The following is a 23361-nucleotide window of genomic DNA, read 5'->3' as shown; positions in this document are numbered from 1 at the left end:
AAAATAATACTTTTTTTAATATGACCTACCAAGGTGTTTTAAGGAAAATGGAAACTGAATTTTCAAACCCTATTCAATATTATTTAGTGTTTGATAATGACTTCATTAACATCAACCAATTGCTAAATAAATTTTTAAAATTAGAATTTGTAAAGTTTCAATGCTTGAATTGTGGTTTGGATAAACCAATTTATCGACAAGGTTTTGATAAACAGTGTTTTTTTGATACAGCCAGAGCTGGCGATTGGATTATGCGCCCAGAATTAAGTACAGCACATTTGGATAAAGAAGATCGTGATTTAGAATACGAAAAAAGAGTACAATTACAACCACACATTGTGTATTTGGCAAATTCTAGTAACGTAAAAGTAGGTGTAACCCGAAAAACACAAGTGCCCACTAGGTGGATAGACCAAGGAGCGCATGAAGCTATTGAAATTGTTGAAGTGCCAAACCGATATTTAGCAGGTATTACAGAGGTAGCTTTAAAAAATCATGTGGGCGATAAAACCAATTGGCGAAAAATGTTAAAGAATGATATTGAAGACGAAAATCTATTAGAATGGCGAGAACGCTTAAAATCATTTATTCCAGATGAAGCCAAAGCGTATTTTATAGCGCATAATAGTGAAACAAATTTAGAATTTCCTGTACATAAATATCCAGAAAAGCCCAAAAGTTTAAATATTAAAAAGGAATTGTCTTATCAAGGTAAATTAGTTGGTGTAAAAGGACAATACCTTATTTTTGAAGATGATACTGTATTTAATGTGCGGGCTAATGAAGGCTTAGTAGTAAATATTTCAGTACTTTAATTAGTGTTGTTTTGGTAATGCCAACTGTTGTTATAAATTACAGAAGGTAAAGTTGTGTGCTTTGTATAAGTCCGATAATTATTAATAATACACCTGTAACTCTATTTAATGTTTGCGTAATATTAGTCACTTTATGTTTAATAATAACGCTCATTTTACTGTAAGCATAAAGCGTTACCAACTTGCCTATATACACACCAGCAAAAAACAAGAACAATACGAGAATCGACGACTGTAAAGACAGCATAAAGTCGTTATTATTTAATACTCCAAAGGCAATTACCCAATAAATTAAAACAGGAGGATTTATAATACCCAATAAAAAACCAGTAGCGTATTTAGATTGTGCTAGTTTACTTTTTTTTGCTGTTTTATTTGTTTGCTTCTTAAAAAACAAATAGCTACCGGCAGTAAAAAGTAACAATACTACAGTAGTTTGTACCCATAAGTTATCATCAAAAAAAAGTGTAATAGCTTTATTGCAGTCTAATGCATAATATGAAAGTAGTACCTCTGCTATACCAGCAGTAATTGCAATTTTAAAAGCTTGTTTAGCATTTTCTTTAAGTGTTGTGTTTATAACAGCAATGTTTGATGCTCCAAGGGGTAGTGCACTTAAAATCGCAGCGATAATTCCTATAAATAAATAAACAAGTATCATAGGGTATTTGTAGCTATAAATTCTAAAAGCTTACAAACTATAAAACCCATTTACTAAAAAAAGTAAATGGGTTTTCAATATTATGTAGAGATTAAGACCTATATATCTTCTTGATCTCTTAAATTTTGTATATAAGCCGCTTTCTGTACTTCACGACGTCTTTTAATAGATGGCTTAGTAAAATACTGTCCTTCTCTTAAATTTTGCATTACTTTAATATTTCTATGCTTACGCTTGTAACGTTTTAAAGCGCGCTCTATATTTTCACCGTCTTTTACTATAATCTTTAACATGAATATATTTATTTTATTTTTTAAGCTTTCCTAAAAAAGGTTTGCAAATTTCACACTTTAAATTATAAAAACCTAATATATTAGATTTTTTGTTTTAAATCTAACCCAAATATGTTCGTAAAACCATACTCTTGTTAGTATTTCTAAGCCTTCTAATGCCTTTTTCTTTTATTTGTCGTACGCGTTCTCTAGTTAAACCTATTTTATCCCCAATCTCTTGTAAGGTCTCAGGTTGCTTAATATTAATACCAAAAAAGTGTTTAATAACATGCGCCTCATTTTCAGATAATGTGTTTAAGGCACGATTAACCTCAATATTTAGCGATTTTTTTATCAAATTAGCATCAGGTCTTGGAGATTCATCAGACTGTATAACGTTGTATAAATTAGAATTTTCTCCCTCTTGAAAAGGTGCATCCATTGATAAATGTCTGCCCGAAACACTCATAGATTGTTGCACATCACTAACGCTTAAATCTAAATTTTTAGCAATTTCATGCGCATCAGGTTCGCGTTCATGTGTTTGTTCTAGGTAAGAGTACGCTTTTCTAATTTTATTAATAGATCCAATTTTATTTAAAGGTAAGCGTATTATTCTAGCCTGTTGTGCAATAGCTTGTAAAATAGCTTGACGTATCCACCATACCGCATAACTTATAAATTTAAAACCACGGGTTTCATCAAAACGCTTTGCTGCTTTTACCAATCCTGCATTACCTTCGTTAATTAAATCAGATAGTGTCAAGCCTTGGTTTTGGTATTGTTTAGCAACCGAAACCACAAATCTTAAATTAGCCGTTACCAATTTATCTAACGCTTTTTGATCGCCTTCCCTTATCCGTTGCGCCAATTCCACTTCTTCCTCGGCGGTAACCATGGATAGCTTACTAATGTCTTGTAGGTATTTGTCTAACGATTTAGATGCTCTGTTGGTAATTTGTTTCGTGATTTTTAATTGCCTCATATATTATCCTGAATTATAATTTATAATTAAACATAAATATAACTTAAACTTATAATCGAGATTTCCTAAGAAATGAACGTTTTTTGTCAAAAAAGTATCAAAATCGATAAAAAACGACGTTTTTTTTGCGATTTTAGACTGTTTTTGATCATTTTTGAGTTAAATTAAGTTATCGTATTTATAGTTCTGCCAATACAAAAAAAGCATATTGTATCAAGAAATTTGGTACCTGCCTACAGGCGGTATCACAGTTAGATGCCCCTTCTAAAAGTAGACGTATTTTCTAAGTCAATAAGAAGGGATGCCGCTTCAATCTTTAATTGAGGGCAGTGTGTTATTTAAGTTTGTATGGGAATTTTTTTGGGGTTATTGGAGAGGTTCGTTTAACGATCTAATGGATATACGTCGTTCTAACAACTTATATCCAATGTTAAACGAAGTTCGATGATTTTTTTTAGAATGTCAAGAAATACTAGATATTGATTTTAAAAAAATGTAATGTTTAATTTAAATAACTAAACTTAATTTACAGTATCCTTAACTTTCTTTTTTTTCCCTCCTAATAAACCGCCTAATACATTTTTTATCACTTTTTTTCGGTAGATTTTGTTTCTGTTTCTGTTTCTGTTTCTGTGGTGTCTTGTGGTTTTTTAGATTTTAAAATATCAGTAAGCACATCGCTAACGGTGTTATTTTGCTCTTTTTTAATGGAATCAGTCTTAGTTTTATTACCACCAATAACGTCTCCAATTAAATCTTTAACCTTGTCTTTGCCTTGATTTAATAATTTTTGTTTCTGAATTTCAATAAGTTGATTGGTTAAGTTTTTTACACCACTTGTTAAGTCTGTTTTAACCGTTGGATTTGTAAAAATTCCAGAAATATTAGCCGTTACTGGTACAGTAATATTATTTACTTCCGCATCATTTATTTTTCCTATTAATCGGTTTACTTCACTTCCCAAATATTTTGCAGGTACATTAAATACGGCGTTATAGTTTAGTGTTTTATCAAAACCATGAGCGCCAGAAACCTCAATGTTTATATCTTTATATTTAAAATCAAAAGGTTTTACTGCTACTTTTCCGTCGGCAAAATCTAGTTTTGTTTTCACATCTTTTAAATCTAATTTATCAAAATCTATAAAGTTTAAAGAACTTTCTAGTTTACTCAGTAACCCATCTTGGGTATTAATTTGCGTAGTTAATAATTCTGCCAAGGCATCACCAGATACAGAACTCATTATAGGCGAAAACTCGTTATCTAAAGCTCCCGAAAGGCTTAAAGTTGTATTAAGTTTACCTTGTAATAATTTTGCAATTGGGGCTAAGTTTTGCAGTAATTCCATGCCTTTAAACGACTGGGCAATATCAAAATCTTGTGCGCCTAATTTTAAATCGAAAACAGGGGTTTCGTCTTTTGTAGAGACTGCACCACTAATGGCTAATTTACCATCAAAAAGTGATGAGGTCATATTTTGTAATGCTGCCTTTTGCTCTTTTATAAATAGTGTTCCTGTAACGTTTTTAAGATTTAAATTGTCATAAACTACGTTTTTCGCATTTGCATTTATGGTACAATCCAAAAACTTTGGTATTTTAAGAGACGCTTCGTCTGTTGTGGTTTTATTGTCTTCTGAGACAGTTTCATCTTCAGACATAAAATCACTGACTTTAAATAGGTTTGAATTTACGTTAAAATTCCCCTTCAAGGTATTGTCGCTCAACAGGAATCCTAATAAATTATTAATAGTACCAGAGGCATTTAAATCGCTATCTCCAGTTTTTGCTTTAAAGTTATAAAGCGATACTTTTCCAGGATTAAAGGACATATTAGCTTCAGAAATATGAATAGGGTTCACAATATCTTCCGAAGAAAACACAAAATCTGTAATACTTGCAGTACCATTATTTTTAATTCGTTGGTAAGCATTAGTTTCTATAGCATTCATATCAAAAGTTGTGTTAATTTTACCTTTTAAAATACCAGTGAGTGTATTATCTAATGCTACAGGATATACCTTTGAAATGTTACCTAAGTTTAAAACACCATCTAAATTAGCATTAACCAACATGTTTTTGGTTAAATTTTTTAAAGTAATTGACGATTTAAATACATCTTCATCTATTTTGAAATTTAAAGTTTTAATATCTATATAGGTATCATCTAAGTTACCAGTTTCATTTTTTATTTGAGTGTTAATTGAAATATTGTTCACTTGTTTTGGTAAATCAGGATATTTAAATGAAGCATTATTAGAGGTGATACTTATATTTAAATTAGGAATAGTTGTTTCTGAGCTTAATCCCTTTATTAAACCTTTTACTTTAAAATCGCCAGTAGTTTCTACGTTTTCAATATTTTTCGAATACGTTTTGGGAATTACCGCTAAGAAATTTTTAAAGTCTGATTCTGGGTTTTCGAATGAAATGTTAATGTTTTGTCCGTTTTCAACAAGTTGTACAAACCCGTCAAACTCTAAAGGTAAATCGTTAATAAATCCTGTATTATCTTTAAAAGAGTATTTAGAGTTTTCTAGGTCTAAGCCTATTAAGGCATCAAGTTTTACGGGGTTATTGATTAAATAGCTTGTACTACCTAAGGTTATACTTACGTTGGCTTTACTTTGAGTATCTAGTTCTGATACTTCTGTAGAAAATGTACCATGACCTTCATGATTTAACTCTGTAACATCTATTAAAATTTCTGAGCCTTCATCAATATATCTAAACGCACTGTTTAGTATTTGGTAATCTTCAATATCAAAGCCAAAACTATTATTGTTTGTAGAAGGTGTATCATTTTTATTTTCCTTGGTAATGTCGTAATTATTATTACCTAATTTATCGGTTTTTAGGGTTAATAGTGCTTCTTCAACAGTAATAGAGTTTACTACTATTGCGCCTTCATCTGTAGATTTAAACAGCTCTTTGATAGACATGGTGAAGGCTATATCTTTTGCTGTAGCAAAGGTTTCGTCTTTAAAGGGTTCAAAATTAGTAATTACTAAATCGTTAACACTAACATATGCCTGCGGAAAACTGCGAATAAAACTTAAGTTTACATCACTAAACTCTACCTTGGCATTTACATTTTGGTTAACAAAACGTTTTACCATATCTTTAATTTGCCCTTGGAAAGCAAAAGGAATAGCTATTAAAAGCGCGATAATAATTAAAAGTGAAATACCTGCAATCTTTAAGACTTTCTTCATGAGTGTAACTTTATAGTAATATACGTAAGACACGTATTTTTTGACGAAGTAACTAAAAAGTTTAATAAAAATTTAACCTATGCGGTGTGATTGTTAACGGATATGGATGTTACGGTTACTTACAGTAAATCTAGTTCTTCATTTACTTTAAGATTAAAGCGATTTTTAAACAAATATACCCCAAGATAAAGTAGTGGCGTGTCTAAAACAGCAACAAAAACCTTAAATAGAAATCCGCTTACGAGCAAGCCTTTAAAATTTACCCAATCTATGATGCCAAAAGTACAAAGTAAGAATACAATAGTAAATGTGTCTACAAATTGAGAAAACCAAGTGGAGAAATTATTTCTAATCCACAAATGTTTGCCTTTGGTAAGGCGTTTCCAAAAATGATAAATTTGAATGTCTACAAATTGTGCAAATAAGTAGGTAAGCATGCTAGCAAATACTGCAATAACCGAGTTACCAAAAACAATTCTAAACGTATTATTATCCACAGGAGCCCACGGTGTTGCCGGAACTACATCAGCAGCGTAAATGATTAAAAGGGAAAATAAAGAGGCAAAAATGCCAACCACTACCACATCGTTAGCACGTTTTTTACCATAAATTTCACTGATTAAATCAGTAATTAAAAATGTAATAGGGTAGGGTAATATACCTACTGAAATTTCGAATAACTTGCTTCCAAAAATTTCAACATCAAAAGGATACCAATAAAAAAATTTTTGAAAAATAAGATTAGAAACTACTAGAGATGTTATGAATAGTCCTCCTAAAAGTATATAAATACGTTGCGCAGTCAGTTTGTCTTTACGTGTCATTAATTACCTGTTTGTCAGTTCTAATCTCTTGTGCTAGCAAGATGAATCGAGATTTTTTTAACAAAGATAAGGACTATATATTTTGATTTAGATGAATAAATGCATCTCAATACGATGTTTCACGCCTTAAAATCACAACAATAAATATAACCCAAATCCATTTAGTTTTTATTATTTTGCTTTCTCAATGGAAAAACCCAAAATATTTTATATAGCATTAGGTAGTAACAAAGGCGATAAGTTTAAAAACTTACAAACTGCTGTTACTGCTATTTACGAGCGCATTGGGAATATCAAGTTAATTTCTAAAGTTTATAAGTCGCCAGCTTTTGGGTTTGAAAGTGAAGATTTTTTTAATTGCTGCTTGGTGTTGGATAGTTATTTAAAACCTCAAGAGGTTTTAGGTGGTTTATTAAAAATTGAAACTGATTTAGGTCGCACACGAAGCGGTATTAAAGGTTACGAAGCTCGCATTATAGATTTAGATATTATTTTTGCTGAAGATGCTATAATTGATACTGAAACCCTGAAAGTACCACATCCTGAAATGGAAAAACGCAGGTTTGTATTATTACCTTTAAATGATATAGCTTCAAAAGTAATACATCCAAAATTAGAGACCTCTGTATCAGTTTTGTTGGATGAATGTGAAGACGATTCTGTTTTAGAGCCCATTAAAATTTGGTTAAAAAATCCGAGTAAACAATATGATTTTTCAAAGTTTAACTACATTGCTATTGAGGGAAATATTGGTGCAGGAAAAACAAGTTTAGCAACTAAAATGGCGTATGATTTTAATGCAAAACTCATCTTAGAGCGTTTTGCTGACAATCCGTTTTTACCAAAATTTTACGAAGATGCTAATCGGTATGCTTTTTCTTTAGAAATGTCTTTTTTAGCAGATAGATACCAACAAATTTCGGACGATTTATCCCAACTCGATTTGTTTAAAGACGTAATTATTAGTGATTATTATGTTATTAAATCATTGATTTTTTCTAAAATAACACTTGGTGGAGACGAATTTAGCTTGTACCGAAAATTATTTTATTTGATGTATAAAGATATTAAAAAGCCAGAGTTATATATTTATTTATATCAAAATACTGAGCGTTTACAGCAAAATATAAGAAAACGTGGGAGAACGTATGAGCAAAATATTGCAGATGATTACTTAGAAAAAATTAATGCAGGATATTTGGACTTCTTAAAAACTCAAAATGATTTTGATGTAAAAATTATCGATGTTTCTAATCGAGATTTTGTAGAAAACAGGGAGGATTATTTGTGGGTTTTAAAAAAGCTTTGTGAAAGTTAATTTAATAAGTATTAGCATTTTTTTAAGAAAATTTTATTTTCAAACTCTAGGAATTTTATTAATTTTATAAATGCTATACCAATTAAATATTATTGGTTTTATCAATAAATATAGGTGTTAAATAGTTTTGTTTTGGTAAGGTTTTATTATTTCTACGTCTAACTTATTTATAATAAATGGTGTTTTATAATTTTTATACCCTAGGAGTTCTATTTTGTTTTAAAAAGATAGACGATTAATTTATTTTTAAAGAAATCATAAATTGAAATCAAAATTAAAATTATGTATACACGGATAGATTTTTCTTGTGTTCTTTAAAAATAAATACAACTTTTAAGTAAGTCTATCGTTATCATATTTAGTGTTACGTTTATTAAAATTGTAATCTTATTATATAAATAAGAAATTTTGTTTAAACGTAATTTAATTAAAATAGCGATCCTTTGTTTATTTATACAGTAGCGTGGAGCAGTATAGGGCAGGATAGTTTGGTACACTTTGTTTATTATATTTGAAATAAAAAAAACAATATATATGAAAGACTTAAAATTAAGATTAAAAATTATGCCATTTTTGGCAATCCTAGTTATTTTTGGAAACTTGTTTTCATGTAGTAGTGATGGAGACACTATTGTTGATCCATTAGAAGTTGTTATTCCAGAAGAACCAGATGTTCCTGAGGAAACCGATGTAGAAGTTGCAAGTGATGAAGATACACGAGAAATTACAACTTGCACACCTGAAGGTGAAAATACTACTAGAACTTCTAGTGATATAGCAAATGCTGCCAATGTTGGAACTATTGATGATAGAAGTTGTTATGCAAACTATCAAGAAAGCGTTATTGATGGCACTACTTGGGGCATTTATAACATAACAGCAGACTCTAATAATCAAGATGCTGCAAACACTTTGCAACCAAGAATTGAGCGTGCATTACCTGTTGCAAGAAGTACTAATGTAGGTACATTTGTTAAATTTACTGGAGATTTCAGAATCCTTGAAACTGCAGATGCAGGTGTTTTTAGTAGAAATGGCTCTTACATAGCACAAGCCAAAGGCCAACATACTGGTGGCGGTGGTTCAGCAGATCCTGCTATTTGTTTGTATAGAGCGCATCCTGTTTACGGTACCGGTAGTAATGCTGACAAGCAAGTTGCTTTTGATATTTATGCAGAACGTATATTAGTTCGTGGAGGATCAGGTAGTGGTAGAGAAGTAGTATTTCTAAAGCGAGTAAATAAAAACGAGATTACTTCTTTTGAGTTAGAGGTAGGTTTTAAAGTAGATCCAACAGATACTACTAAAAAAATACATTATTGTAATGCTATAATTGGTGGTGAAGCCTTTAATTGGAATATTCCTGAACCAGATAGAGGGACGCAATCAAAAATTAGATATGGCGCATACCGTGTTCCAGGAGGTAGAGCACAAATAAGATGGGCGAATACTGCGCATGAAAAAGTGGAAATGTAATATTGTGCTCTAACAAATAGTAATAGATATTTTTGTTATAAAACAAAGGTTGCCATCAGAGGGCAGCCTTTTTATTTTAAACAAAGGCTTCTGTAGGTTTTAAACCTATCAGAATAACTGATACAACGTAGTAATTATTTGGCCTTTTTGGTTCTCTAGTATAGATTCTGCAAACTGCTTTGTTGCTTTAACTTTTAAATTAAATGGTGATTCTAATAAGTTTACGCCACTATTTTTCTTTAACCGAATACCTTGCCCTGAGATAATATCTGTATTGGCAGTAAACTTACCTGAGGGGATGTGTTCTGTAAGAATTATATATTTGTAATTCCCTAGTTTTTTTATGATTTTTTGTATTTCGGCGTTTGATAAATGTTGTAGCACGTTTCTTAGAATAGCGCAATCGGCGTATGGTAATTCGTCTTTTGAAATATCAATACATAAAAACTTTAAGCCATCTATATTAAATTTTTTTCTGTTCCTATCAATAAGATTGTCAACAATATCCACAGCAATATAACTTTTACAATACGGCGCTAAGTGCTTTCCAATATTAAAATCGCCACATCCCAAATCGCAAACTGTAATAAGGTTTGGTAATGACTCTAGAAACTTAATTACAACTTCTATATACGGTACTATAATTTCATGACGGTGTGAACCTTCGCCAGAATAAAAATCATAATTATTTCCACCCCAAAGATGTTGATTGTAAATTTGATTCATTACAGCCTTTGTAGGCCAAGGTGTCTTTTTCTTTTTGATAGCTATGTGGTATTATTCGTCTTTTGTATTATGAGTTTTAAGCCATGCTTCTCCATCCTTATCAACAAAAAAGTCCATCCAAACATAGTACATTTCTTTGTTTTCGTTTACGCTTACAGAATGACTAGAACCACGAGGAATGTGCAGCAACGTATATTCAGGAAAATTAATTTGTGCTTCATCTGCATATACAATAGTACTATTGTCTTTTAAACCCAAAAACAACTGCTCTAACATTCCGTGTTCGTGAGCGCCTACTTTATCTGGCCCAATAGTTTTAACAGTTCCCATCGCTACTCTTGGTATTATTTTATTAGGTAAAATAGTCCTGCTTGTGGTTTGCGGACTTTTAATAGGCTCAGTATATGACTTGCAATCTGTAAATTTTTTAAAATAGATGGTATTAATATTTTCCTTTGGAAATGTTTGTAGGTCTTTTACATCTAGTTTTGTTTGAAACACAGATACTTTAAGGTAATGTAATGACTCGTTTTTAAGAGGTTTAAAAGAAATATTATTTACATTATTTGGTAGCATAATGGTTTCTGGTACAATTTTATAAATTGAGTCACCAGACGTTAAGTTTCCATAGCCACTTATAAAAAGGTAAATAGTTTTGTAACCTTCTTTAAGTGTTACATGTTTAGTAATATCATCGGTAATTGTAACATGCTCTGTGGTTACACCATCAATTTCATTGGCTAAAATAGTTAGGGTGCGCTCCTTTTGGTTGGGTTGCAATTCCATTGAAAGAAATGCAATAGGTATATCTTGTTTTTTTTACATCCTGTAGTAAATAATGTAATTACAAAAAGATAGAGAACATAGTTTAGTTTCATAATTTATTACGTTTGGTATCGTAATTTAATAAATAGATAATAAAGTGTAATATTATTAAAAATCAAAACATACGAAATCTTTAAATTAAATTTCACTTTATAAGGCTTGCCTAAACTATTATTTTTTAAACTTTTAATAAGAAAGGTGTAAGCTGAAATGCTTGTTTTTGATGTTTTCGTTGGTATCAATTATTACAATACCTTGTTCGTATAAATCAATAGTAAAGTTAACTGATGGATCGTTTTTTATAATGCTCCAAGCGTCTTTCATGGCATCACTCCAATAAATATCGTCAAACACAAAAATAGCTGGAGATTTTATATTCAATTTTATAACATTAAAATATTGAAGTGTAGGTTCTTTTTTATGATTACCATCTATAAAAATTAAGTTGTATTTCCGCTCATTTTTCATGACTTCTGGAAATGTTATATCATATAAACCTTGCACTACTTTAAAATTATCAGGAGTTGTTATAGTTTCAAATTGTTTAGACGCAATCTCACATAGTTGTGGTAGGCCTTCCATTGTTGTAAAAAAACTATTTTTACCTTTAATGGCCTCTAATAAATACGTGCCAGAAATTCCTAAATTAGTACCTATTTCTAGAACGGTTGCTTTGGTTAGTTCTTTTGCGATATTGTATAAAAAGTGACACCATTTTTGTTTAGAGGCTGCTTTATTACAAATCTCTGAAACTGTTGCTGTATCGTTTATACCAAAGATTTCGTAATTTATGATACTGTCATTATTAATAAGTGTATCTCTGTAAGCTTCACACCTTTTAAAAGCGGTAATATCTTCTTTACTAAAAGAGTTGTTTTTAGCCAATTTAAATGCTTTTAATACTAATTGAAGTGTATTGTTTTCTATTTTAGAAATAGATTGTAATGTATTTTTTTGCTGTAATCGCTTTTGAAAAATTAGTTTATGCTTCGCTACTTTTTTTATTATCATCAGTACGTATGTTCTTTTGTTACTTCATTATAATTTACTAAAAACATCCCAAATTACAATACCACAACTTACCGAAATATTTAAAGAATGTTTGGTGCCAAATTGCGGAATTTCAATTATCATATCACTCGCCGAAACTACGTTTTGCGAAACGCCTTTAACTTCATTACCAAAAATAAAAGCATATGTGGTTTCTGGTTCTGTAGAGAAATTGTTTAGCATTGTAGCATTTTCGGCTTGTTCAACAGCACAAATTTTTACACCATTAATTCTTAATTTTTGAATGATATTAATTGTATTTTCAGCATATTCCCAAGCTACTGTATCTGTACTACCTAAAGCAGTTTTATGAATATCTTTATGTGGCGGTGTTGCTGTAATACCGCAGAGGTATATTTTTTCAACTAAAAACGCATCACTCGTTCTAAATATTGAGCCAATGTTGTTTAAACTTCTAATGTTATCAAGAATAATGATGATAGGTGTTTTTTTAGCTTCTTTAAACCCATCAACACTTAATCTATTTAATTCGCTATTTTTAAGTTTACGCATTAAAAAATCTTTTTTTTATTTACACCAATGTGGAAATCTTATTAGCATTTATTTTTTCTTTTTCCGCGAAAGCGAACATCTTTATTGTTGAAATCTCGTTCTAATTGTAGATAACTTCTAAAAAATCAGCTTCATAACACATGAAATTAATGGTACATTGCATGCTACAACTTTGGTAAAAATAACACTAAAAAACGATTTTACGTTGAGATTTTCATCTTCATGGAAATGAAAAAAGATTAAATGAAAAAAGCAAAAAAAGTAACCCCATTAATGAAACAATACAATGCTATTAAAGTAAAGTATCCTGATGCTTTATTATTGTTTCGTGTGGGCGACTTTTATGAAACCTTTGGAAGCGATGCTGTAAAAGCCGCAGGCATTTTAGGTATTATTTTAACTAAACGCGGTGCAGGTAGTGAGAGTGAAACCGAATTGGCAGGCTTTCCTCATCATTCTTTAAACACTTATTTACCAAAACTGGTAAAAGCTGGTGAGCGTGTAGCTATTTGCGATCAGTTAGAAGACCCTAAACAAACCAAAACCATTGTAAAACGAGGCGTTACAGAATTGGTAACTCCTGGTGTAGCTTTAAATGATGAGGTGTTAGTATCTAAATCTAATAACTTCTTGTGCTCAGTATATTTTGATAAAAAATACATAGGCATTTCGTTTTTAGATATTTCAACTGGAGAGTTTTTAACGTCTCAAGGAAATGCTGAGTATATAGATAAATTACTTCAAAATTTTAGTCCTAGTGAAGTGCTAATCTCTAAACAAAAGCGAACAGCCTTTAAGGACGCATTTGGAGACGATTTTCATACCTATTATTTAGAAGATTGGGTGTATCAAACCGATTATGCTTATGAAACTTTAATAAAGCATTTTGATACTAAAACCTTAAAAGGTTTTGGTATTGAAGATTTATATGAAGGTATTATCGCTTCTGGATCTATTTTACATTATTTAAGTGAAACACAGCATCATAAATTAAAGCATATAACGTCTATATCCAGAATAGCTGAAGACGATTATGTGTGGATGGATAAATTTACTATCAGGAATTTAGAACTTTATAATTCTACCAATAATAATGCGGTTACACTTTTAAATGTGATTGATAAAACAATCTCACCTATGGGTGGAAGATTGTTAAAACGTTGGTTGGCATTGCCTCTTAAAAATGTTAAAAAAATTAAGCAACGTCATGAGGTGGTTAACTTTTTAGTTAAACAAGATGAGATACTTCAAAATACTCAAAATCACATAAAACATATTGGCGATTTAGAGCGGTTAATTTCAAAAACAGCTACAGGAAAAGTAAATCCGCGAGAGGTTATTCAACTTAAAAACTCGTTAGAGGCTATTGTGCCTATTAAGGCTTTAGCATCAAACTCTAAAAATGAATCTTTACGAATTATTGGTGATAACTTACAAAGTTGCGAAGTGCTTCGTGAAAAAATAAAAGAAACCTTAAATGAAGAAGCGCCAGTAAATGTTTTAAAAGGGCATACAATTGCTACGGGTTTTTCTTCAGAATTAGATGAACTTCGCGGGCTATCAAAATCTGGAAAAGACTATTTGGATAACATGTTGGAGCGTGAAAGTGAGCGTACGGGTATAACATCACTAAAAATAGCATCAAATAACGTATTTGGATACTATATTGAAGTACGAAATACTCATAAAGATAAGGTGCCTGAGGAATGGATAAGAAAGCAAACCTTAGTAAATGCCGAACGTTATATTACCGAAGAACTCAAAGAATACGAAGCTAAAATTTTAGGTGCCGAAGAACGTATTTTAAATATAGAGCAGCAGCTATTTTCTGAATTAGTTGGCTGGATGAATCAATACATTAAATCGGTACAACAAAATGCATATTTAATTGGGCAGTTAGATTGTTTATGCGGGTTTTCTCAATTGGCAAAAGATAACAATTATGTATACCCTAAAATTGATGATTCTTTTGATTTAGAGATTAAAGATGGGCGTCATCCGGTTATAGAGAAACAATTACCTCTTGGAGAAGCTTATATTGCAAATGATGTGTTTTTAGATAGAACAGAGCAACAAATTATCATGATTACTGGACCAAACATGTCTGGTAAATCTGCTATTTTACGTCAAACAGCATTAATTGTTTTGTTAGCTCAAATAGGAAGTTTTGTGCCTGCCAAAGCAGCAAAAATAGGTTTGGTTGATAAGATTTTTACTAGAGTAGGTGCTAGTGATAATATATCGATGGGAGAATCCACATTTATGGTAGAGATGAATGAGACAGCATCTATTTTAAATAATATATCAGATAGAAGTTTAGTGTTATTGGATGAAATTGGGCGTGGTACGAGTACATACGATGGTATCTCGATTGCGTGGGCTATTAGTGAATATTTGCACGAACATCCCTCAAAACCTAAAACTTTATTTGCCACACATTATCATGAGTTAAATGAAATGAGTGAAACCTTTGGGCGCATCAAAAACTTTAATGTTTCAGTTAAGGAATTAAAAAATAATGTACTATTCTTAAGAAAATTAGTTGAAGGTGGTAGTGCCCATAGTTTTGGTATTCACGTAGCTAAAATGGCGGGTATGCCGCAACAAGTATTGAGACGTGCTAATAAAATTTTAGAGAAATTAGAAAAATCACATTCTAGCGAAGAACTTACAGATAAAGTAAAAACCTTGAATGATGATTTGCAATTAAGTTTTTTTAATCTTGACGACCCTTTATTAGAAAACATTAAAGACGAAATACTACATATTGATATTGATACACTTACGCCTGTAGAAGCACTCATGAAACTAAATGAGATTAAGCGTATGTTAGTTAAGAAAAAACAAGCCTAAAATTATTTTTATTTATTTTAAGAAAAGGCTTTGCAATTCCTAGAAATATTTTAAATTTGCATCCGCAATCGAAAGGTTGTACGTTCATTAAAACTGCGAAAGTAGCTCAGGGGTAGAGCATCACCTTGCCAAGGTGGGGGTCGCGGGTTCAAATCCCGTCTTTCGCTCTGAAACTTTCTTAAAATATACCAATTAAGTTGCTGAAGTGGTGGAATTGGTAGACACGTTGGACTTAAAATCCAATGGACATTAGTCCGTACGGGTTCAAGTCCCGTCTTCAGTACAAATTTAAAGCCGAAATGAAAATTTCGGCTTTTTTGTTTTTAAAAAGTTTGTTCGTTCTCGTAGTAATGTTGTCTTTATTTAAATATGTTAGAACTATTACTGTAACTGTATATTTTTTTTGGGTATGAGAAAACTCTAATTTATTGAATATTTTTTAGAAAAAGTAAATGCTAAGTTTTAAGCACAAAAAAACCACCTTAGTTAAGGTGGTTTTAAATTATAAAAAAGTGGACTTTAATTAGTGTGCACCTTTTAATTTGTTTGCTTGTGCTTTTGCAGCTTCTGCAGCATCATTAGCTGCTTTTTTTGTTGCATCCACAGCTTTGTCAACTGTTTCGCCTGCTTTTTTAGCGGCACCATCTACAGCCTCACCAGCGCTATTTACAGCTTCACCAGCAGCATTAACAGCACCATCTACAGCATCTCCTGCTTTTTTAGCTGCGTTATCTACTGCATTACCGGCAGCGTCAACAGCATTATCTACAGCGTCACCTGCTTTTTCGGCAGCATTTCCAGCCGCATCAACTGCATCATTCGCAGCATCTTTAGTTGCTTCAGCAGCATTTTCAACAGCATCCTCAATTGAAGAGCCTGCTTTTTTTGCATCTCTACATGATGTAAAAGATACACTTAAGGCTAATAATAAAGCTGAACTTAAAATTAATTTTTTCATTGTTGTTGTTTTTAGTGTTAATTATTTAGAAGTGCAATATAATCTTATAAATTGTATCTGCACAAGTTTTTGTTTTTTCTTAAAAACATTTTATATACGTAGGTAATCTAGTATTTGGATGACGGCACCACTATGTTTCTTTACAAACTCTAAGTTTTTAGACCCAGAATCAAAGCGAAAGTCACTATTTTCTAGTACTTTTATAAGTATATCATTAAATTGTTTTTGATTTTGTATCGAAAACATTCCTCCATTATTAATTAATGCTTGTGCTTCTGGAAATTTTTTGTGGTAAGGCCCAATAATTATAGGCACTCCAAAAACTGCTGGTTCTAAAGTATTATGTAACCCCGTATGTCCCATAGCACCACCCACATATGCAACATCTGCATAATTATAGATTTTTGATAAAAGCCCGATGCTATCAATGACTAAAACATTATAATCTTTAATTTTCTTATTTTGTCTTTCAGAATATAGAATGGCTGAAGTATTTATTTTTGAAACAAAACTTTTAATTTGAGTAGGTTTTATATTATGAGGTGCTACGATGAATTTTACATTAGTAATATCTAGTTTATTAATAAAATTAATAAATAGCGATTCATCTTCTGGCCATGAGCTGCCTACTACTACACATAGATTATCTCCTTTAAAGCGTTCAATAAAATCTAGGGTATTGTTAGTCTTAAGTTGATTACTCACACGATCAAATCTTGTGTCTCCTGATATTGTAGTATTTTTATACCCTATAGATTCTAAAAGATCTTTAGATTTTTTATTTTGAGTAAAAATATGTGCAAAAGTAAATAGTGCATTCTTGAAAATGCTGCCATACGTTTTGAAGTATATTTGATTTTGTCTAAAAGCAGCAGAGATTAAAATAGATTTTAGTTTGTTAGTTTTAAGCGTATTTAGATAATTAGGCCAAATATCATACTTTACAAAAACAGAGAGTTCTGGGTTCACAAGTTTTATAAATTTAACTGCATTCTTTTTGGTATCTAGCGGGAGGTAAACAACAACATCAGCAATTGGAGAATTTTTGCGTATTTGAAACCCAGAAGGAGAAAAAAAAGTCAACACTATTTTATGTGTATTGTAATGCGCTCTCAATTTCTCGAAAACTGGTAAACCTTGTTCATATTCACCAAGGGATGCACAGTGAAACCATAACGTTTGGTCTTTAGGTTTTAAATTTTTTTCTAAAATTATAAAACTTTTTTTACGTCCTTCAACCCCAAATTTAATTTTTGTATTAAATAACGCAATGATTTTTAAAATAAAACCAGTAAATCTAATGCCTATATTGTATAATGCCTGCAAGGGTAAAATCTTTAATGCTAAAATACATTTCTTTAAAAGAATTCTAAGGATAGCTTTAATGATTTTTGTAGTTTTGTAAGTGGAGGTCTTAATTTAATCACGAATAAAATAGGGTATTATTCACTCTTAATAAACTGACTTTCAAATTTTAAACATGAAGAAAATTCAAATGGTTGACTTAAAAGGTCAATACAGTGAGATAAAAGAAGTGGTAAACGCTTCAATTGAAAACGTAATAGAAAATACTGCATTTATAAATGGACCGAAGGTTCATGAATTTCAAAAGAATTTAGAGGATTATTTAGGAGTAAAGCATGTTATTCCCTGCGCAAATGGTACAGATGCCTTACAAATAGCCATGATGGGATTAGGGTTAAAGCCAGGTGATGAGGTTATTACTGCAGATTTTACATTTGCTGCAACTGTAGAGGTTATTGCGCTTTTAAATTTAACACCAGTTTTAGTAGATGTTAATGAAGATGATTTTAATATAGATGTAGAAGCGGTAAAAAAAGCTATTACACCAAAAACTAAAGCTATTGTTCCTGTACATTTGTTTGGTCAATGTGCCAATATGGAGGCTATACTTAAGATAGCTAAACAACATAATCTATTTGTGATAGAAGATAATGCGCAAGCTATTGGCGCAAACTACAAATTTGGCGATGGTACAAAAGCTAAAGCAGGAACCATTGGTGATGTTGGTGCAACCTCATTTTTTCCATCTAAAAATTTAGGAGCTTACGGAGACGGAGGCGCAATTTTTACTAATAATGACGATCTAGCACATACTATTAGAGGTATAGTTAATCATGGTATGTACAAGCGCTATCATCACGATGTAGTGGGTGTAAATTCTAGGTTGGATAGTATACAAGCTGCTGTTTTAGATGCTAAATTACCTAAATTAGATGCTTATAATACATCACGTCAAAGTGCTGCGCGAAAGTATAATGAAGCATTTAAAAATTTTAAAAATATTATTACACCAAAGTTAACTAACGGATGTGGAGATACTATTTGTGACACATGCGACTGCCATGTATTTCATCAATATACACTTAGAATTAAAGATGCGAATAGAGACGCATTGGTAAAACATTTAAATGAAAATGGCATTCCATGTGGTGTTTACTATCCCATACCGCTTCATAAACAAAAAGCTTATTTGGATGAAAGGTATAATGAAACTGATTTTAAAGTAACAAATCAATTGGTGAAAGACGTTATTTCATTACCTATGCATACAGAATTAGAAGACGAACAAATAGAATGTATTACATCAACAATTATAAAATTTATAAATGGATAAAGTATTAGTTACAGGAGGCTTAGGTTTCATTGGGTCTCACACAGTAGTTGAGTTACAAAATGAAGGATATGAAGTTGTTATTATTGATGATTTATCAAATTCTTCTGCTGAAGTTTTAGAAGGTATTGAAGCTATTACAGGAATAAGGCCTTTGTTTGAACAGATAGATTTAAAAGAAAAGTTAGATGTAGAGAATTTTTTTGTAAGACACAGCGATATAAAAGGTGTTATACATTTTGCAGCAAGTAAAGCAGTTGGAGAGAGTGTAAAAGAGCCATTATTGTATTATGAAAATAATATATCAACTTTAGTTTATGTTCTAAAAGAATTAAAAAAATTACCATCAGCAGCATTTATTTTTAGTTCATCTTGTACAGTTTATGGACAAGCAGATGAATTACCAATTACAGAAAATGCACCAGTTAAAGCAGCTGAGTCTCCTTATGGTAATACCAAACAAATAGGAGAAGAAATTATTAAAGATACTTGTAAAATTGCCCCAAACTTAAAAGCTATTGCATTACGCTATTTTAACCCTATTGGGGCGCATAAATCTGTTAAAATTGGTGAGTTGCCAATAGGTGTTCCTCAAAACTTAGTTCCATTTATCACTCAAACTGCTATAGGATTGCGTGATGAGTTATCTATTTTTGGAGATGATTATCCTACACCTGATGGAACTTGCATTCGCGATTACATACATGTGGTAGATTTGGCAAAAGCACATGTTATTGCTTTAGGCAGATTATTACAAGGAAAAAATAAGTCAAACTATGAAACATTTAACTTAGGTACAGGCAAAGGAAGTTCTGTACTAGAAGTAGTGAAATCTTTTGAGAAGGTTTCTGGAAAAAAATTAAACTATAAAATTGTAGGGAGAAGAGAAGGCGATATTATTTCTGCTTATGCAGATACAAACAAAGCCAATGATGATCTTGGTTGGAAAACAGAGTTATCGCTTGATGAAGCAATGCGTTCTGCATGGGAATGGGAGCAGAAAGTGAGAGGTTAAAAATTTTAAATTTATTTATAACTAAAAAGGTGCTGATTTTTTCAGCACCTTTTTTGTTAGTGATGTAAGCAGAATTATTAAGCTTTCTTCTTGTTTTTAAAGATCATAGCTACTAAAATAATCATTCCAGTAGTTACAGATAAATCTGCTAAATTAAATATACCTGTTCTTAATACATCGGTTATACGTATGTATAAAAAGTCAGTTACGCTGCCATAAGCAAAACGATCATAAACATTAGCAATACCTCCACCAATGATACTTGCAAATGCAAATAACGACCAGTTGTCTAAACTTTTATCTTTGATCACATGGCGCAATACAAACCCCAAAACTACTACTGGAAGTATAAGTAATAATATAAGTTTTAGAGTATCATTAAGCTCGCTACCCATACCTAAAAAAGCACCTTCGTTTTCAACATTCATCAATTGAAAAAAATCGCCAATAATTGGTGATGATGAGCCTTTTTCAACATACAGTCTTACCAATACTTTCGAAATCTGGTCAGCAGCAATAGTTAAAATAATAGTAATAAAAATAAAAACGGTTCTTCGAGTAATTTTCATTTATACGTTAGCTTCAAAAGTTGCAGATTCAGTTTTGGCATCTCTATTAATTTTCTTTACTAAACCTTGCAATACTTTGCCAGGTCCCACTTCAGTAAATAGGGTAGCACCATCAGTAAGCATTTGTTGTACAGATTGTGTCCAGCGCACAGGAGCGGTTAATTGAGATATTAAATTCTTTTTAATTTCAGTCTCATTATTTACAGCATTTGCCGTTACGTTTTGATAAATTGAACAGTTAGGTTTCGTAAACGTTGTGCTTTCGATAGCAGCAGCCAATTCTTCGCGAGCAGGCTCCATCAATGGCGAGTGGAATGCACCACCAACAGGTAATACTAAAGCTCTACGTGCACCTTCAGCTTTTAAAGTTTCACATGCCTTATTTATTGCTTCTATCTCACCAGAAATTACTAATTGTCCAGGGCAATTATAATTAGCTGCAACTACAATACCTTCGGTTGTTGTACATATTTTTTCAACAATATTATCTTCTAAACCTAAAACAGCTGCCATAGTACTAGGCTGTAATTCACAAGCTTTTTGCATGGCGATGGCACGTTGAGATACTAACTTTAAACCATCTTCAAAACTTAGAGCGCCATTTGCTACTAATGCAGAAAATTCTCCAAGAGAGTGGCCTGCAACCATATCTGGCTTAAAACTATCGCCTAAGGTTTTAGCTAAAATAACAGAATGCAAAAATATAGCTGGTTGCGTTACTTTAGTTTCCTTTAAATCTTCGGCAGTACCTTCAAACATAGTATTAGTAATAGAAAATTCGAGGATTTCATTGGCTTGCTCAAATAGCTCTTGCGCTAAAGGCGATGCTTCGTAAAGGTCTAAACCCATTCCTGAGAATTGAGCACCTTGACCTGGAAATATGTATGCTTTCATTTTAGATTAAATTTTAGTGCTGCAAAAATAGGAATAAATTTTTGGAAGCAACCTGCTTGTTTTTTAAAGTTAAGGAGTAGGACTGAGGCTTGCAGCTTAAAGCCTAACCATTGTGATAAACTGATTTTGATACCATAAGCAAGTATATGCGAAAATAGAAAAAATTACAAATTCCCAGTTGCCGCCTCAGCACAACGTTCCCCGTCCATAGCGGCCGACACAATACCTCCTGCATAACCACCGCCTTCGCCGCAGGGATATAAATTTGATATTTGAGTGTGTTGTAATTGATTATTTCTAGGTATACTAACTGGCGATGAGGTTCTGGATTCTACACCAACAATATTAGCTTCTTTGGTGTAATAGCCTTTCATTTTTGTACCAAAAGACTCAAAACCTTTTCGGAGCCTACCACCAATAAATTTTGGTAATAGTGAGTGTAGAGGTGCAGATTTTAATCCAGGTTGATAAGATGTGGTATTTAGGGTTGGCGATAATTTACCTTCAACAAAATCTGTTAATCTTTGTGCTGGTGCTACTTGACTTCTTCCTCCAGATGTGAAAGCTAATCGTTCTAAATTTTTCTGATATTCTAACCCCTTTAATGCGCCAAATTTCTCGTATTTGGGTATATCTGTGTTCACATCAATTTCAACTACAATACCAGAATTGGCATATAAATTATTGCGTTTAGAAGGAGACATCCCGTTAACTACGACTTCTCCATTTGCAGTGGCTGCAGGAACAATAAAACCGCCAGGACACATACAAAAAGAGTAAACGCCTCTGTTTTTAACCTGTTGCACCAAACCATAAGATGCCGCAGGAAGTAGCTGGTGTCGATTGCCTGAGCAATGATATTGAATACTATCAATAATATGCTGCGGATGCTCTACACGAACACCCATAGCAAACGATTTTGCTTCTAAAGCTATATTTTTTTTATAAAGAAGAGAATAGATGTCTCTGGCTGAATGCCCTGTTGCTAGAATAACTTTTTTAACAAAGATTTCATTATCATTATTTAGCTGGATAGCTTTAATTTTTTCATCTCTTATAATGAAATCTGTAACTCTAGTTTCAAAATGAATTTCACCTCCAAATTCCAAAATAGTTTCTCGAATATTTTGTACTACTTTTGGGAGTTTGTTAGTGCCAATATGCGGGTGGGCATCAATTAAAATCTGATCTGTAGCACCATGATATACTAGGTTTTCAAAAATTTTACGAACATCACCACGTTTTAAGCTTCTTGTGTATAATTTACCATCACTGTATGTGCCAGCTCCACCTTCTCCAAAACAATAATTGGAATCCTCGTTTACAATATGGTTTTGGTTTATGGCTTTTAAATCACGACGCCTCTCTTTTACATTTTTACCACGCTCTAGCACAATGGGTTTAAAACCTAACTCTATACAACGAAGTGCAGCATACATTCCAGCTGGTCCGAAACCAATAATATGGATGGGTTTTGCTTCTGAAACATCTTTATAATCAAACTGATATCCGGACGTTTTTGGTAAGGCTTGTTTTATGTAAACCGCAACTTTATAATTGAAAATTATTTTGGGTTTTCTGGCGTCAATAGACTTTCGTAATACTTTTACTCCTATAATGGTTGCTTTATTTATATCTAGTTTTATTGCAGATTTTAAGACTAAAATATCATCAAGCTCTTCCTCCTTAAGTGTAATACGAAGTTGTATTTCTTTTACCATATGACAAAATTACTGAAATTTGAAATAGTAATTTTAA

The 23361-nt window shown here is 31.8% G+C and carries 20 protein-coding genes and 2 tRNA genes; 8 read left to right on the top strand and 14 right to left on the bottom strand.

Annotation, left to right across the window (positions count from 1 at the left end; all coding sequences use genetic code 11):
- Positions 1-20: 20 nt before the first annotated feature.
- The gene (locus tag ACKGJY_RS05140; RefSeq protein WP_413972784.1) at positions 21-815 is read left to right on the top strand and encodes a DUF2797 domain-containing protein; all 795 of its coding nucleotides are present in this window, start codon (positions 21-23) and stop codon (positions 813-815) included.
- Between the two features lie 37 nt (positions 816-852).
- Here ACKGJY_RS05140 and ACKGJY_RS05135 read toward each other — a convergent pair whose 3' ends face one another.
- From ACKGJY_RS05135 to ACKGJY_RS05115, 5 genes are all read right to left on the bottom strand, one after another.
- Entirely contained in the window at positions 853-1476 is a 624-nt protein-coding gene (locus ACKGJY_RS05135; protein WP_413972783.1) for a LysE family transporter, read from the bottom strand.
- Between the two features lie 98 nt (positions 1477-1574).
- Positions 1575-1769: a 30S ribosomal protein S21 gene (gene rpsU / locus ACKGJY_RS05130; protein WP_413972782.1), complete on the bottom strand. Its 195-nt coding sequence runs from the start codon at positions 1767-1769 to the stop codon at positions 1575-1577.
- 100 nt (positions 1770-1869) lie between these two features.
- A complete protein-coding gene (locus tag ACKGJY_RS05125) occupies positions 1870-2733 on the bottom strand; it encodes an RNA polymerase sigma factor RpoD/SigA (protein WP_413972781.1) in 864 nt (287 codons plus the stop codon).
- A gap of 586 nt (positions 2734-3319) precedes the next feature.
- Entirely contained in the window at positions 3320-5947 is a 2628-nt protein-coding gene (locus ACKGJY_RS05120) for an AsmA-like C-terminal region-containing protein (RefSeq protein ID WP_413972780.1), read from the bottom strand.
- Positions 5948-6066: 119 nt separating this feature from the next.
- Positions 6067-6771 (bottom strand): queuosine precursor transporter, encoded by a 705-nt coding sequence (locus tag ACKGJY_RS05115; RefSeq protein WP_413972779.1) that lies wholly within the window; start codon positions 6769-6771, stop codon positions 6067-6069.
- A 187-nt stretch (positions 6772-6958) separates the two neighbouring features.
- Here ACKGJY_RS05115 and folK point away from each other — a divergent pair, with 187 nt between their 5' ends.
- Both folK and ACKGJY_RS05105 read left to right on the top strand, forming a co-directional pair.
- Entirely contained in the window at positions 6959-8089 is a 1131-nt protein-coding gene (gene folK / locus ACKGJY_RS05110; protein ID WP_413972778.1) for a 2-amino-4-hydroxy-6-hydroxymethyldihydropteridine diphosphokinase, read from the top strand.
- 534 nt (positions 8090-8623) lie between these two features.
- Positions 8624-9565, top strand: a complete 942-nt coding sequence (locus ACKGJY_RS05105) for a hypothetical protein (RefSeq protein ID WP_413972777.1) — start codon at positions 8624-8626, stop codon at positions 9563-9565.
- Positions 9566-9673: 108 nt separating this feature from the next.
- Here the strand turns inward: ACKGJY_RS05105 and ACKGJY_RS05100 are convergent, their stop codons facing one another.
- From ACKGJY_RS05100 to ACKGJY_RS05085, 4 genes are all read right to left on the bottom strand, one after another.
- Positions 9674-10291 carry a class I SAM-dependent methyltransferase gene (locus ACKGJY_RS05100; RefSeq protein ID WP_413972776.1) on the bottom strand — a complete coding sequence of 206 codons (618 nt, stop codon included), beginning with the start codon at positions 10289-10291 and terminating at the stop codon, positions 9674-9676.
- Between the two features lie 51 nt (positions 10292-10342).
- Positions 10343-11077: a cupin domain-containing protein gene (locus ACKGJY_RS05095; protein WP_413972775.1), complete on the bottom strand. Its 735-nt coding sequence runs from the start codon at positions 11075-11077 to the stop codon at positions 10343-10345.
- A gap of 225 nt (positions 11078-11302) precedes the next feature.
- Entirely contained in the window at positions 11303-12127 is an 825-nt protein-coding gene (locus ACKGJY_RS05090) for an O-methyltransferase (RefSeq protein WP_413972774.1), read from the bottom strand.
- Between the two features lie 27 nt (positions 12128-12154).
- Positions 12155-12679, bottom strand: coding sequence for an RNA methyltransferase (locus ACKGJY_RS05085; protein WP_413972773.1), 525 nt, complete (start codon positions 12677-12679; stop codon positions 12155-12157).
- 243 nt (positions 12680-12922) lie between these two features.
- Here ACKGJY_RS05085 and mutS point away from each other — a divergent pair, with 243 nt between their 5' ends.
- From mutS to ACKGJY_RS05070, 3 genes are all read left to right on the top strand, one after another.
- A complete protein-coding gene (gene mutS / locus ACKGJY_RS05080) occupies positions 12923-15532 on the top strand; it encodes a DNA mismatch repair protein MutS (RefSeq protein WP_413972772.1) in 2610 nt (869 codons plus the stop codon).
- A 95-nt stretch (positions 15533-15627) separates the two neighbouring features.
- Positions 15628-15699: transfer RNA gene (locus ACKGJY_RS05075), tRNA-Gly, on the top strand.
- A 32-nt stretch (positions 15700-15731) separates the two neighbouring features.
- Positions 15732-15815 (top strand) — tRNA-Leu (locus ACKGJY_RS05070).
- A gap of 240 nt (positions 15816-16055) precedes the next feature.
- Here the strand turns inward: ACKGJY_RS05070 and ACKGJY_RS05065 are convergent.
- Both ACKGJY_RS05065 and ACKGJY_RS05060 read right to left on the bottom strand, forming a co-directional pair.
- Positions 16056-16490 (bottom strand): hypothetical protein, encoded by a 435-nt coding sequence (locus ACKGJY_RS05065; RefSeq protein ID WP_413972771.1) that lies wholly within the window; start codon positions 16488-16490, stop codon positions 16056-16058.
- A 90-nt stretch (positions 16491-16580) separates the two neighbouring features.
- The gene (locus tag ACKGJY_RS05060) at positions 16581-17816 is read right to left on the bottom strand and encodes a 3-deoxy-D-manno-octulosonic acid transferase (protein ID WP_413972770.1); all 1236 of its coding nucleotides are present in this window, start codon (positions 17814-17816) and stop codon (positions 16581-16583) included.
- A 154-nt stretch (positions 17817-17970) separates the two neighbouring features.
- Between ACKGJY_RS05060 and ACKGJY_RS05055 the strand changes: the two genes are divergently transcribed.
- Positions 17971-19128, top strand: coding sequence for a DegT/DnrJ/EryC1/StrS family aminotransferase (locus tag ACKGJY_RS05055; RefSeq protein ID WP_413972769.1), 1158 nt, complete (start codon positions 17971-17973; stop codon positions 19126-19128).
- Positions 19121-20140 carry a UDP-glucose 4-epimerase GalE gene (gene galE, locus ACKGJY_RS05050; RefSeq protein ID WP_413972768.1) on the top strand — a complete coding sequence of 340 codons (1020 nt, stop codon included), beginning with the start codon at positions 19121-19123 and terminating at the stop codon, positions 20138-20140. The genes ACKGJY_RS05055 and galE overlap by 8 nt, the downstream gene beginning before the upstream one ends.
- 77 nt (positions 20141-20217) lie before the next feature.
- Here the strand turns inward: galE and lspA are convergent, their stop codons facing one another.
- The 3 genes from lspA to ACKGJY_RS05035 form a co-directional block, all read right to left on the bottom strand.
- On the bottom strand, positions 20218-20709 hold the full coding sequence (gene lspA, locus ACKGJY_RS05045; RefSeq protein ID WP_413972767.1) for a signal peptidase II: 492 nt from the start codon (positions 20707-20709) through the stop codon (positions 20218-20220).
- The gene (gene fabD / locus ACKGJY_RS05040; RefSeq protein WP_413972766.1) at positions 20710-21603 is read right to left on the bottom strand and encodes an ACP S-malonyltransferase; all 894 of its coding nucleotides are present in this window, start codon (positions 21601-21603) and stop codon (positions 20710-20712) included.
- Positions 21604-21767: 164 nt separating this feature from the next.
- Entirely contained in the window at positions 21768-23324 is a 1557-nt protein-coding gene (locus ACKGJY_RS05035; RefSeq protein WP_413972765.1) for an NAD(P)/FAD-dependent oxidoreductase, read from the bottom strand.
- Between the last annotated feature and the right edge of the window lie 37 nt (positions 23325-23361).

Source organism: Hyunsoonleella sp. 2307UL5-6 (assembly GCF_047345485.1).
Taxonomy (GTDB): domain Bacteria; phylum Bacteroidota; class Bacteroidia; order Flavobacteriales; family Flavobacteriaceae; genus Jejuia.
This window is presented reverse-complemented; position numbering and strand designations above follow the sequence as displayed.